The organism is Oceanisphaera submarina (assembly GCF_046521305.1).
Lineage (GTDB): Bacteria > Pseudomonadota > Gammaproteobacteria > Enterobacterales > Aeromonadaceae > Oceanimonas > Oceanimonas submarina.
Genome location: NZ_JBKGFN010000017.1, coordinates 80,933 through 93,764, shown reverse-complemented (window position 1 = coordinate 93,764; position 12,832 = coordinate 80,933). Strand labels below are relative to the sequence as shown.

Below are 12,832 nucleotides of genomic sequence, written 5' to 3'. Positions count from 1 at the left end.
TACGGTGGTGACTGTACCACCTTAAATGGTGTCCGGGATCATTGAACCACTACATAGGGAGGTTAGTGCTGTAGCTCCTCCCTACACCTCACCTTGCATTGCCCCCCGCTGTTGTTCTGCTAAAGGGGAGGGAACTGTATGATGCCTCAGGTTTCACTTTGAATTTCCTGTGATTTCAATAACATTATTCCCATCAGCATGCTGTAGAAGTAAATGATGTGGGTGTGGTGAAAGGGCACGTCGGTGATGCCGGCAACCAGTATTGTTCCGGCTATAGCCAGAGTACAGATGTTTAACGGACTTCCTGATTTGCGTAGCAGCCACACTGGTAGCAGCATCCAGAGTAGCAGCGCCACCAGGCCCAGGACTCCGGTACGCACCAGGGTGTCGATATACTGATTATGAAAATGGGCTTTGGCCTGCAGCGCGGCGACAGGGGTTATTATTCCGGCGCTTTTATCCTGCTCTACCTTTTGTAGATAGCCGGCGGTGCCGGTGCCCAATACCGGATTTTGCAATATGTAGTCTGCGCCCCGCTGCCACAGCTGTAGCCGAATGCCGATGGAGGTATTCAAATTGCTATTGGCGATGCTGGCAAACTCTCGGCTGGTTTGCTGATAGCGGCTTTTTAGCTTGTCCCCCAAGGCATAAATGCTACCACTGACCAGCAGACTGCCCACTATCAAGGTGGTTAGCGCCCCCTTCAGGCTGGTTTTGCGTAGCAGTGGCAGCGCAAGCAGCAACATCATTACCAGCACCGCCAACCAGACACCACGGGTGCCGCTAAACACAATAGCGATACTGGCGCCAATAACCCCGACAGCGTAAAGCAGCTTGTAGCCTCTGCTGGCGTTAGATCTGAACAAAAAGCACAGGCAGCTCATCAGCAATGCGCCGGCAGAGGTGGCATAGGGAATCGGGTTGGAGGCAAGGCTACCGGCTCGCCCCAGATGCAGCACGGTGACTTCATATACAGAGCTTGCACCGGTTACAGTGGCGCCCAGAGCTACAGTGGCAAAAAAATGGCGTGAGCTGATGTTACGCCAAGGTATCAAGATGAAATAACACTGTACCAGCAACAGGATTCGGGCAAAGCTGAAGGTTTCTCCACCCAGCAGGTGCTGCAGAGTGAGCAATGCAAACAAGGCGGCATTAGCCAGACTGAAAACCTTGAAGCCGGGTAAAGAGAGGTTGTGTTTCCACTCGCCCTTGAAGCGAAAAAGGCAATACACTGCGACTACGGGGATGAGCCGGCTAAGTATTGACTTGCCATCTGGTACGTTGAACACCCCCGTCATCAGCCAGATGAACGGGCTTAGTAAAAAGAGAGTTTCCAGGCGAGATAAAAAGACTTTTTTATTGAGTGACAACATTTTTAGCCTACGCACTTAATTTTTTTGAACTTTCTATTGTGAAGATAAAGTCTTAGTTTTCGGTAAGCAGAATAGAGCTCACGGCTCGGTTTTCTATAAAATGGGACTTGTTCTTTATCATAAAACTGGATGGTAGTTTCGAACGGTCGGGTATCTTCCGCAAAATCTGGGTGCAGATGATAAGACTCCATACCATGGAAGTAAGGGGCGCCAATGTAGTTGTCCACGGGTAAGGACCAACTTTGGGAGCCTCTCAAAAGCTTCTGTGCCGCCCATGGGGCGATAGCGTAGGCACGCAGTCCTCCAAAATTATCGCTCATCCGGCTGATGCGGTAATCTTCACTTTCTTCCATGGTGATCGTTTCCCCTCTGATCACACATTCCAGCCGTAAAAAGCCATACTTTTCAATTTTTTCAGCAGCCAGCTTCAGTGTTTGTGCCGCATTAGGGCAAATTTTTGCATCATCTTCCACCACCACCAGCGGCTGGTTGATGTCTGCACATTTCTGCCATAGTGAATAGTGGCTGGCATAGCAACCAATTTCACCATCGGTGGCCTCTTTACCACTGGTTAGCCATTTTCGTTTGGTATGGTTGTAACGCTTTAACAAGGGGTTGCTTTTATCACTGCCGTTCACGGCGTTAAAAAACGAAAAATCGATGCCCTGTTGCTGTAGCTGGGCGGCGATGTAGTCTCGGCGTTCCAGGCATTTTTCTAGGCTGATTACAAAAACTGAAAGGGGGTGCATTGGTTGAGCCTGAGGTACAAAAATTGCGAAGATAGTACCATAATTTGTGAAGAAGCCTTAACTGAGGTAGGGGGGATTTTGCTCTGTGTTGATGAAGCCAGACTGGGCCTTTACAGCAAATCTACAGCCAACATGCAAAGCCCCGCCGAAGCGGGGCTTTTGGTTTTAGTCTTCCAGGTCGCCGCAGAAGCGGTAGCCTTCGCCGTGGATGGTGGCGATGATTTCCGGGGTGTCGGGAATGGACTCGAAGTGTTTGCGAATACGACGTATGGTGACGTCTACGGTGCGGTCGTGGGGTTTGAGTTCGCGGCCGGTCATTTTCTTAAGCAGTTCGGCGCGGCTCTGGATCTGGCCCGGGTTTTCGCAGAAGTGCACCATGGCGCGGAATTCGCTGCGCGGTAGCTTGAACATTTCGCCGTTGGGGCTGATCAGGGCGCGACTATTGATATCCAGGGTCCAGTCGTTGAAACGATAGGCTTCTACCTGTTTTTCTTCTTCCTGGGTTTCCGGGGTCTGCATGGTACGGCTAAGCAGGTTGCGGGCCCGAATGGTCAGTTCTCGTGGGTTGAAGGGTTTGGTGATGTAATCGTCGGCGCCGATTTCCAGGCCCAGGATTTTGTCGACTTCGTTGTCGCGGCCGGTCAGGAACATCAGCGCCAGGCTGTGCTGTTCGCGCAGTTCGCGTGCCAGCAGTAGACCATTTTTTCCTGGCAGGTTGATATCCATGATCACCAGGTTGATCTTGTTGTTGGACAGCGCCCTGTACATTTCTTCACCGTCGGTGGCTTCCAGTACGGCGTAGCCTTCGGCCTCGAAAATGCCTTTCAGGGTATTGCGGGTAACTAATTCGTCTTCGACGATCAGAATGTGAGGAGTCTGCATGAGCCTACCTGTTTTTTAGATGTAAATAGAATTCAGTATCAACAGTTACCGGTGCTGGAAGGGAGGTGCGGCTTGTTCACTCTACCGCATCACTTCTTTGCATTACGTTACCGCAAGGGGTGGTAAGGCATAGGTCCGGTGGCCCTGTATCTTTGAGCCGTTTTTATTTGCATCCCAGCAGTTACTGCTTCACGCCCAAAAAATAGACAGACGGGACAAACAGAGGTCCATTACCTAAAGTTGCTGTATTTTAACAGTTAACAGGGGCATAACAACAGCCCGCAGTCGATAATGTTAAATAGTTTTAGGGGGCAGCGTGATCCAGGTCAAGAGAAAATTTAACAAGAATAGTCAGATGTTATAGAAACAGTTGAAAAAGTACCCGCCTTTCGGCTATCCGAAGGCTAGGTTAGTCTGAAGCTGAGTCTTTGCTTGTGGACTTGTCTGCCGTATTGTGCAGAACTGGAGCGAGTGGACGATATTACAGACATAAGGAGCGCAAGATGTTGGATTTACTACCGGATTTGTGTGACGAGCACGGTGCTAAGGTAAATATACTGGCCCCCTTGTTCAAGGGTTATGGCGCAGATGATGTGTTCTGGGGCGAGGTAGTCACGGTGCGTTGCTACGAGGATAACTCCCGGGTACGGGAGCTGGTGGCCACGCCGGGTACAGGCAAGGTACTGGTGGTGGATGGCGGCGGCATGTTGCGCCGCGCGTTGATGGGCGATCAGCTTGCCGAACAGGCGGTGGAAAATGGTTGGGAAGGGGTCGTGATTAACGGCGCCATTCGCGATGCCGGCGCCATCGGCCACATGGCTTTGGGAGTCAAGGCGTTGGCTACTTGCCCGATGAAGACCGAAAAGCGTGGCCTGGGGGATGTGGATGTGCCGGTCACCTTTGCCGGCGTTACCATCTATCCCGGTGATTACCTCTATGCCGATATCAACGGTATTCTGGTGGCGCGCGAGCCACTGAGTCACCCGGCGTTTTAACCCGCGGCAGTCCTGTTATGCCGGTCGCACACCATAGCCCGGCTTAAAGCCAAGCCATGTGGCAAGCCATGTGGGACACCCGTTTTTCAAAGGTGGGTGTCCTTCTTCATGTTACTTACGTTTTCAAGATGAGTGCAGGTAGCGGAAGCGACGTTTACGCCGGTAGGGAAAGACATCGCCGAATTGACCGGCCTGGATGTTCTGCTGCAGCTGGCGCCAGTATTCGGCGGTGAACAGCTCGTTGTGCTGTTGCTTGAAGGCCTCGCGGATGCGAGGGCTGCTAAGCAGGAAGGTGGCGAATTCTTCGGGGAAGATGTCGTTGGGGGCCACCGAATACCAGGGCTCGGCGCTGAGCTCGTCTTCCGGGTAGCGGGCCTTGGGAATATCTCTGAAGTTGCATTCGGTCATGTAAGAGATTTCATCGTAGTCGTAGAAAATCACCCGGCCGTGACGAGTCACGCCGAAGTTCTTGAACAGCATGTCGCCGGGAAATATGTTAGCGGTGGCCAGCTGTTTGATGGCGTTGGCGTATTCATCAATGACATCAACTACCTGCTGATCCGAGGCATGCTCCAGATAAATGTTTAGCGGCGTCATGCGTCGCTCTGTATATAGATGACGGATCAACAGGGTATCGTCGGTGATGGTGAGCAGCGAAGGCGCGACCTGCTGCAGCTCGTTCAGTAACTCGGGGCTGATGCGGTGCAGTGGAAATTCGAAGTTGGTAAATTCCATGGTGTCGGCCATACGACCTACCCTGTCGTGCTGTTTCACCAGTCGATATTTGGCGCGCACCGTGTCGTGGCTGACCTCTTTGGGGGGAGTGAATTTGTCCTTGATGATTTTGAACACTACATCATAAGAGGGTAGGGTGAACACGCTCATCACCATACCTTTTATGCCCGGAGCCAATACAAATTTATCCCGCGAGCCATGCAGCTGCCGCAAAAAATCCCGATAAAACTCGGTTTTGCCGTGCTTCTGGCAGCCGATGGCGCTGTAGATTTCGTAATCGGCCTTGTTGGGCAGTAGTGGCCGTAAAAAGTGTACCAGCAGCGCCGGCACCGGACACCACACCATGAAATAGGCGCGGGCGAAGCCGAACAGTATGGAGGCATCGTCGTGAGAGAGGAGCAGTGTGTCCAGATAGAGGCCACCTTGTTCGTGGTGCAGAATGGGCAAGATGAAGGGCAGACAGGTGTTGCCGCATTCCAGCCGGCCGATGAGATAGGCCCCCTTGTTACGAAAGAACAGGTGGTTGATAAAGGTAAGGCTGATGTTGCCGTGGGTTGAGTCGGCCGGGCCGAATTCCTGCAGGTAGCGGCTGACATACTTCAGATCCTGCCCCAGATCCCGAAACGGGACGGAAAGCTGCAATCCTTGAAGTACCAGGCCGAGTGTCTTGGTCAAGTCCCCCGTTTTGATGTGATACTGCCTGCAGTGGGGGGTAAGATCCGGCTGGGGCAGCCGATGAACAAAGCCGTGTACATACAGGTTCTCTGCCCGGATGTTCTGATGGCGAAAGGAGCGCCGATACACAGAATTGTAAAAGGACTCGGCAATTTCCGGATTGGTATGCTCGATCAGCAGATCGTTGAACGCCTGCTTGATGGCCTTGAGGTCATGCTGGCTCAATAACCCGCCACCGTTGTGATCGCGAATAGCCTGTACCGCTTCATTCACATGATGGTCATACAGGCGAATACGCTGGCGTCCGGCCTGCTGAACGCCTGACCAGTCCTTGACCTCGAATCTGGCCTGCGCGCCCCGGGTGATATCGAGAAAGCTGCGATAAAAGTCATCAAATCGGGTCATGATGATCCGGGCCATCTCCCTGGCGGTATTGCTCATTCGTGCTCCGTATCGTGAAAGAATGAAAAAGGACACCCACTCTTAAACGTTACAATAAGTACCTCGGTGAGTCGTTGGTAATGACTGTATTTTGAGTCGTGGGTACCACTTTAATAAATGAAAAAGGACATCCATCTTTGAAAAATGGCGGTTCTTTGTTGCTCTTGTGGGCTCATCTATGGCTCCTGGATCGGCCTTCTGCGGGGAAACAGCAGTTTTGTACCCTCAATCCCGGGTTTTAGTCGGGCGAAGTGGTGACTGATGGCAAGGTGAAGAGTTGGAGAGGAAAACAGAAATAGTACAGCTTGCAAGGGCCGTACTCGGTTGCCTTTACTGAACAGACAACCTGATAATTCAGGTGGAAATAAGGGGACGATAACGCATCGGCGATGCTGCTGCTGGGCCCGACCTACCTGGGTACCTGGCGAGAGGGTTGAAAGATGGGTGTTCTACCCGGGGGGATTTGTGGGAGAATATGTCCCGTTTTGTTGGGGGACGGGCATGCAACTTTATTTTGTACTTAAATCGCCGGCGCGGGCCGAAAACGTTGGGGCCGCGGCGCGGGCGATGAAGACCATGGGCTTTGGCCGGATGCGGCTGGTGAACAGCCGGGTGCATGAGCAGGACAAGGCGCACTGGGTGGCACACGGGGCGCGGGAAGTGCTGGAGCAGGCCGAGTATTTCGACGAGCTGGCGCCGGCGCTGGCCGATATGGATCTGGTGATTGCCACCACAGCCCGCAACCGGGGGCGCTATCGCTATTACCTCACCCCCAAGCAGGCCATCGCCCAGGTCAACAATAAAAGTGTACACAAGGTGGCGCTGTTGTTTGGCTGTGAGGAGTCCGGTTTAAGTAACGAGGATTTGGCGCTGGCCGATATCATCAGCTATCTGCCGCTGAAAGTGAGTTATCCTTCGCTGAATCTGGGCCAGGCCATCATGCTTTATGCCTACGAGTTCAGTCAGGGACTGAGTGAGCAAAGCGAAGAAAAAACCGACGTTCAGCCACAAAATACCCAGCTAAGGGTACTGCAACAAAAAACAGAGCAATTGTTTGATAAAATCGGGATCTCGCAGCAGGAAAAACTGGCAGAATGGGCAGGTGACCGTTTACCTATGCTGGAACAGCGGGATCTCAATCTGTTGCATCTGCTTTATAAAGACCTGGAGCGGGCCTTGTCTGCCGGGGATTGAAGTTGACAAGCAGGGACGCTCGGGGTATTGCTATGCCATTCGTTTTCAGAGGTTGTTCGTTATGTTGCCGAGTGCAAGCCGCATCACCACCATTATTATTACCGGTACCACCACTGGTGGCACTGGGGCGGGCTGATGCGCTGACGACAAGTCGATTAGAATTCCGAAGCCCGCGTCCCCATCCGATGCGGGCTTTTTCGTTTTACGCTTTTTAGTTTTACACAGGGAGTAATGAATGCGTGTCTTGAAATTTGGCGGCACCTCTTTGGCAAACAGCGAGCGATTTACCAATGTCGCCGACATCGTGGTCAACAATCAGCAGCAGTCTCAGGTGGCGCTGGTGTTGTCGGCCCCCGCCAAGGTCACCAATCATTTGGTGGCGGTAGTAGAGCAAACCATTCGCGGCCTGGATCCTGCCCCGGTACTGAAGGAAATCGAACAGATTTTCCATTCCATCATCGATGGCCTCAAGGCGAAGTTCGAACGACTGGACGATCAGGAACTCAAGGCCCGGGTCGACCGCGAGCTGGGTCAGCTGGCCCGCCTGCTGCAGGGCGTCAGCCTGTTGCAGCAATGCCCGGACAACACCCAGGCGCACATTCTTAGCCGGGGCGAGGCGTTGTCCATTGCCACCATGGCCGAGCTGCTCAAGGCACGCGGTGAGCAGGTTGAGGTGATAACCCCCCAGAGCATGTTGCTGGGCGAGGGCAGCTTCCTCGAAGCGCACGTCAACATTGAAGTCTCTCGCCAGCGTTTTATCGATCAGGGCCTGCGGGACGATTGCGTCTACCTGATGCCGGGCTTTACCGCCGGTAACGAAAAAGGCGAAACCGTGATCCTGGGCCGTAACGGTTCCGACTATTCGGCCGCCGTGCTGGCCGCCTGTGTGGGCGCCGAATGCTGCGAAATCTGGACCGATGTGGACGGCGTCTATAACTGTGACCCTCGTCTGGTGCCGGATGCCAAGTTGCTCAAGCAGTTGTCTTACAAAGAAGCGATGGAGCTGTCCTACTTCGGGGCCAAGGTGCTGCACCCCAAGACCATAGCGCCCATCGCCCAGTTTCATATTCCCTGTCTTATCAAGAACACGGGCAATCCTCAGGGCGAAGGCTCGCTGATCGGCCCCGAGTGCAGTGACGACGACCAGCAGGTCAAGGGTATCTCCGACCTGGTCGGCATGACCATGATCAACATCTCGGGCCCGGGCATGAAGGGCATGGTCGGCATGGCCGGCCGCCTGTTCTCCTGTGTGTCCCGTGCCGGGGTCAGCATAGTGCTGATCACCCAGAGTTCGTCGGAATACAGCGTCAGCTTCTGTATTCACAGCTTCGATCAGCAGAAAGCGCAGAAGGCCATCGCCGGCGAGTTTGCGCTGGAGTTCAAGAACAAGCTGCTGGAGCCGCTGGACATCATCGACGATCTGGCCATTATCTCGCTGGTGGGCGATCGCATGCGCACCGTCAAGGGCGTATCGGCCCGTTTCTTCAACGCGCTGGCCGAGGCTTCCATCAACATAGTGGCCATCGCTCAGGGGTCGAGCGAGCGCTCCATCTCGGCGGTAATCCACAAAGCCAAGACCACAGAAGCCATCAAGGCCTGCCACCAGAACTTCTTCTCCAGCCGTCGCTTTATCGATGTGTTTCTGGTGGGTTGTGGCGGCGTGGGGGCGGCACTTCTGGAGCAAATTCGCCGTCAGCAGGCGGTGCTGGAAGCCCAGGACATCGGCATTCGGGTGGTGGGCATCGCCAATTCCCGCAAGATGGCGCTGAACCGGGATGGCATCAATCTGGTCGAGTGGCGTGACCAGCTGGATCAGGCTACCGACACCTTCAACCTGCCGCGCCTGCAGCGAATGGTGGAAGACAGCCACCTGATCAACCCGGTGCTGGTGGACTGTACCTCCAGCGACGGCGTGGCCGATCTGTACGCGGATTTTCTGGCCGCCGGTTTTCATGTGGTTACTCCCAACAAGAAAGCCAACACCGCCAGCCTGGATTACTACCGCCAGCTGCGCCGGGCCGCCCAGCGTACCCACCGCAAGTTTTTGTACGAAACCACAGTGGGTGCCGGTTTGCCGGTAATCGAGAACCTGCAGAACCTGCTGCGGGCCGGCGACCAGCTCAAGGCCTTCGGCGGTATTCTGTCCGGCTCCATGTCCTACATTTTCGGCAAACTGGACGAAGGCATGAGCTTTGCCGACGCCACCCGTGTCGCCCGTGAAAACGGCTTTACCGAGCCGGATCCGCGTGACGACCTCAGCGGCATGGACGTGGCGCGCAAGCTGCTGATCCTGGCGCGCGAGGCGGGCATGCCCCTGAGCCTGGAAGACATAGAAGTGGAAGCCTCGCTGCCGCCGGAATTCGATGCAAGCGGCGATATCGAGCAGTTCATGTCCCGCCTGCCCGAGGCCAACGGTTACTTCGAAGCCCGGGTAGCTCAGGCCGCCGCCGACGGCAAGGTGCTGCGTTATGTGGGCGAAATCGACAACGGGCGATGCAAGGTTGCCATCAAGGCCGTGGACGGCGATGATCCTCTGTTCAAGGTAAAAGACGGCGAAAACGCGCTGGCGTTCTACACCCAGTATTATCAGCCGATTCCGCTGGTACTGCGTGGCTACGGCGCCGGTGCCGATGTGACCGCTGCCGGCGTGTTTGCCGACCTGTTGCGTACCCATAACTGGAAGCAGGAGATTTAAATGAGTGTTGTTGCGTTTGCGCCTGCCTCTACCGCCAATGTGAGCGTGGGTTTTGATGTATTGGGGGCCGCCATGGCCCCGCTGGACGGTACCCTGCTGGGTGACCGGGTGCTGGTGGCCGACACCGATGGCGATTTTGTGCTGAGCAAAACCGGCGCCTTCGCCCACAAGCTGCCGGATGACTACAAGCAGAACATCGTCTACGACTGCTACCTGGCCTATGAAAATGCCCTGAAGCAGAAGGGCATCAGCCCAAAGCCGCTGGTGATGACGCTAGATAAAAGCATGCCGGTGGGTTCGGGCCTCGGTTCCAGTGCCACCAGCATAGTGGCCGCTTTCGTGGCCTTGAACGCCTTTTACGATCAGGCGCTGAGCGAGCATGAGCTGATGCTGCTGATGGGGGAACTGGAAGGACAGATTTCCGGCTCCATTCATTACGACAACGTGGCGCCCTGCCATTTCGGCGGCATGCAACTGGTGCTGGACGACGCCGGTGTGGTCAGCCAGACCCTGCCCAGCTTCGACGACTGGTACTGGGTACTGTGCTACCCGGGTATCAGTGTCTCTACCTCGGCGGCGCGCAGCATATTGCCGGCACAATATCGCCGGCAAGACTGCCTTATCTACGGTCGCCGCCTGGCGGGCTTTGTGCATGCCAGCCATACCGGACAGGAGCCGGTGGCTGCCGCCATGCTCAAAGACGTGATTGCCGAACCGTACCGGGCTCAGCTCATCCCCGGCTTCGATGCGGTGCGGGAGCAGGCTGCCGCCATGGGCGCGCTGGCTACCGGTATTTCCGGCAGCGGCCCCACGGTATTCTGCGTGCTGAAAGACTTGAGTCAGGCGGAAAAGCTGAAAAGCTGGCTGGCCGAACACTTTATTCAGAATCAGGATGGCTTCTGCCATATTTGTAAAATCGATGCCGAAGGCGCTCGGGTAACAGGAACAGAATTATGAAGTTGTACAACATCAAGGATAATGCGGAAACCATCGATTTTGCCGGTGCGGTAAAGCAGGGACTGGGTCGAGGTCAGGGATTGTTTTTTCCGGAAAACCTGACCCCCATCGCCAACATAGACGCCCTGCTGGAGCTGCCGCTGGTGCCACGTTCCGTGGCCGTGTTGCAGCACCTGATCGGCGATGAAATTCCCGAGTCCACCCTTGCTGCCATGGTCGAGCACGCCTTTACCTTCCCGGCGCCGCTGGTCAAGGTAGACGATCACACCTACGCCCTCGAGCTGTTCCATGGCCCGACCCTGGCATTCAAGGACTTCGGTGGCCGCTTCATGGCCCAGTGCCTGGCGACCCTGAGCAAGGATGGCAAGAAAATCACCATCCTCACCGCCACCTCCGGCGACACCGGCGCCGCCGTGGCTCATGCCTTCTACGGCCTGCCCAATATCGAAGTAGTGATCCTGTACCCGGAAGGCAAGATCAGCCCCTTGCAGGAAAAACTGTTCACCACCCTGGGCGACAACATCAGCACCTATGCGGTGCAGGGCGACTTCGACGATTGCCAGGCGCTGGTGAAGCAGGCGTTCGACGACGAAGAGCTGAAAGCCGCCGTGGGCCTCAACTCCGCCAACTCCATCAACATCAGCCGCCTGGTGGCCCAGGTGTGCTACTACTTCGAGGCGGTGGCACAGCTGCCCGCCGAGCAGCGTAGCAAGGCGGTGATTGCGGTGCCGTCCGGCAACTTCGGCAACCTGACCGCGGGCCTGATTGCCAAGGCGTTGGGCCTGCCGGTGAAGCGTTTCATGGCCGCCACCAACGCCAACGATACGGTGCCGCGTTATCTTGAAAGCGGTAGCTGGGATCCGAAAAACACGGTGGCGACTCTGTCCAATGCCATGGACGTGAGTCGCCCCAACAACTGGCCGCGGGTAGAAGAACTGTGTCGGGTCAAGGGCTGGAAACTGGCCGACATCGCCTCCGGTGCGCTCAACGACGAGCAGACCAAAGACGCGCTCAAGCGTCTGTTCGAGCAGGGCTATCTGTGCGAGCCCCACGGTGCCATCGGCTGGGATCTGCTGAACAAGGAGCGGGGCAAGGACGAAGTGGGCATCTTCCTCTGTACCGCCCATCCGGCCAAGTTCAAGGAAAACGTCGACGAAATCCTGGGGCAGGATATCCCTCTGCCGGGCCCCTTGGCCAAGCATATGGCCATGGACTCACTGTCGGGCGTTATTCCCGCCGACTTTGCCGCCCTGAAAGCGAAGATGATGAAGTAATCTCGTCACTCAGTACTCTGCATGTCATGCCGGGCTTGTCCCGGCATGTTTCGTTTTGGCCGGCTGAAAAATGAAAAGGGACACCCATTTCAAATTTGACCGTAACAGCCTGCTGAAAAATGGGTATCCCACCAAATTTTCCCAAATTTCCCACCAAGTTCCCTAAATCGGGGGCTGGCGTTGCTGAGCGGCAGCCTCTTTCTATGATCAGAGCGCCATCACCCTTACCCCTTGTAAGAGATCTCTCAACAAGTCAGAGGATAAGGCGGTTTATGCCGCTGTTTTCATCCTTGTTTTAAAGTTAAGTTATTGATTATATTTTGATTAATTTGTGGTGCTGGTTTTGCGAACTGTCAGGGTGAGCTTAGGGCTTATTGAGCCTGACGGTAAACGTCGTATCATTACTACCAACAGCAAGGCAGCTGGCACACAGGAAGTGTACTGGCAGGAGGCCTCAGGGATCACCGGCAAGGAGCCGGCACAGGGATCAGGGACGTCGTGGTTACAAGGAGTAACACGGCAAAGGTTGGTGAGGAACGCCGACAGCCAGGATGGCAAGGGACCCGGCCCGGATGGCCAAGAGGACAGCCGCAGGATGCGGGACAAGGACAGCTCCAGGAAGGAGTGATTGGTAGCGGGATGCGACCATATCAGGATGATGCAGGAATAGCCCGATGGAACGGGAAGGGGAAGACACAGGAAGCGTCAGGTCAGGGAATGCAGGGAGCAATCAGGTTTAAGGAACAAACCGCCGACACCTTGAAGGGCAGCCAATGATTGGCTGTCCTTTTTTCTTGTGCGCCGCATATGCTTTATCTGGTGCATATGCGCTCGTTTTCCAGTACCGGCATACTAGGCTGGC

At 55.2% G+C, this 12,832-nt stretch carries 9 protein-coding genes; 5 read left to right on the top strand and 4 right to left on the bottom strand.

The genetic code is table 11. The features are described from left to right. Positions 1 to 146: 146 nt before the first annotated feature. The 3 genes from ACLEIV_RS15490 to arcA form a co-directional block, all read right to left on the bottom strand. Positions 147 to 1,232 carry an O-antigen ligase family protein gene (locus ACLEIV_RS15490; protein ID WP_410457532.1) on the bottom strand — a complete coding sequence of 362 codons (1,086 nt, stop codon included), beginning with the start codon at positions 1,230 to 1,232 and terminating at the stop codon, positions 147 to 149. A 143-nt stretch (positions 1,233 to 1,375) separates the two neighbouring features. Continuing rightward, positions 1,376 to 2,122 (bottom strand): glycosyltransferase family 25 protein, encoded by a 747-nt coding sequence (locus ACLEIV_RS15485; protein WP_410457531.1) that lies wholly within the window; start codon positions 2,120 to 2,122, stop codon positions 1,376 to 1,378. Positions 2,123 to 2,287: 165 nt separating this feature from the next. Continuing rightward, positions 2,288 to 3,004 (bottom strand): two-component system response regulator ArcA, encoded by a 717-nt coding sequence (gene arcA / locus ACLEIV_RS15480; RefSeq protein ID WP_410457530.1) that lies wholly within the window; start codon positions 3,002 to 3,004, stop codon positions 2,288 to 2,290. 503 nt (positions 3,005 to 3,507) lie between these two features. On the opposite strand from arcA, the gene ACLEIV_RS15475 reads away from it, so the two are divergent. Further along, positions 3,508 to 3,999: a putative 4-hydroxy-4-methyl-2-oxoglutarate aldolase gene (locus ACLEIV_RS15475; protein ID WP_410457529.1), complete on the top strand. Its 492-nt coding sequence runs from the start codon at positions 3,508 to 3,510 to the stop codon at positions 3,997 to 3,999. 123 nt (positions 4,000 to 4,122) lie between these two features. Here the strand turns inward: ACLEIV_RS15475 and aceK are convergent, their stop codons facing one another. Beyond that, the gene (gene aceK, locus ACLEIV_RS15470; RefSeq protein WP_410457528.1) at positions 4,123 to 5,850 is read right to left on the bottom strand and encodes a bifunctional isocitrate dehydrogenase kinase/phosphatase; all 1,728 of its coding nucleotides are present in this window, start codon (positions 5,848 to 5,850) and stop codon (positions 4,123 to 4,125) included. Positions 5,851 to 6,351: 501 nt separating this feature from the next. On the opposite strand from aceK, the gene ACLEIV_RS15465 reads away from it, so the two are divergent. The 4 genes from ACLEIV_RS15465 (at position 6,352) to thrC (ending at position 11,970) form a co-directional block, all read left to right on the top strand. Beyond that, positions 6,352 to 7,044 carry a tRNA/rRNA methyltransferase gene (locus ACLEIV_RS15465; protein ID WP_410457527.1) on the top strand — a complete coding sequence of 231 codons (693 nt, stop codon included), beginning with the start codon at positions 6,352 to 6,354 and terminating at the stop codon, positions 7,042 to 7,044. Positions 7,045 to 7,279: 235 nt separating this feature from the next. Beyond that, positions 7,280 to 9,739: a bifunctional aspartate kinase/homoserine dehydrogenase I gene (gene thrA / locus ACLEIV_RS15460; RefSeq protein WP_410457526.1), complete on the top strand. Its 2,460-nt coding sequence runs from the start codon at positions 7,280 to 7,282 to the stop codon at positions 9,737 to 9,739. Continuing rightward, positions 9,740 to 10,696 carry a homoserine kinase gene (gene thrB / locus ACLEIV_RS15455; RefSeq protein ID WP_410457525.1) on the top strand — a complete coding sequence of 319 codons (957 nt, stop codon included), beginning with the start codon at positions 9,740 to 9,742 and terminating at the stop codon, positions 10,694 to 10,696. Continuing rightward, positions 10,693 to 11,970 (top strand): threonine synthase, encoded by a 1,278-nt coding sequence (gene thrC / locus ACLEIV_RS15450; RefSeq protein ID WP_410457524.1) that lies wholly within the window; start codon positions 10,693 to 10,695, stop codon positions 11,968 to 11,970. Before thrB ends, thrC begins: the two co-directional genes overlap by 4 nt. The last annotated feature ends 862 nt before the right edge of the window (positions 11,971 to 12,832 follow it).

Bases quoted from the DNA above. Each gene is read 5' to 3' on its own strand.
- ACLEIV_RS15485 (WP_410457531.1), bottom strand. From the start codon at position 2,122: ATGCACCCCCTTTCAGTTTTTGTAATCAGCCTAGAAAAATGCCTGGAA.
- arcA (WP_410457530.1), bottom strand. From the start codon at position 3,004: ATGCAGACTCCTCACATTCTGATCGTCGAAGACGAATTAGTTACCCGC.
- ACLEIV_RS15475 (WP_410457529.1), top strand. From the start codon at position 3,508: ATGTTGGATTTACTACCGGATTTGTGTGACGAGCACGGTGCTAAGGTA.
- aceK (WP_410457528.1), bottom strand. From the start codon at position 5,850: ATGAGCAATACCGCCAGGGAGATGGCCCGGATCATCATGACCCGATTT.
- ACLEIV_RS15465 (WP_410457527.1), top strand. From the start codon at position 6,352: ATGCAACTTTATTTTGTACTTAAATCGCCGGCGCGGGCCGAAAACGTT.
- thrA (WP_410457526.1), top strand. From the start codon at position 7,280: ATGCGTGTCTTGAAATTTGGCGGCACCTCTTTGGCAAACAGCGAGCGA.
- thrB (WP_410457525.1), top strand. From the start codon at position 9,740: ATGAGTGTTGTTGCGTTTGCGCCTGCCTCTACCGCCAATGTGAGCGTG.
- thrC (WP_410457524.1), top strand. From the start codon at position 10,693: ATGAAGTTGTACAACATCAAGGATAATGCGGAAACCATCGATTTTGCC.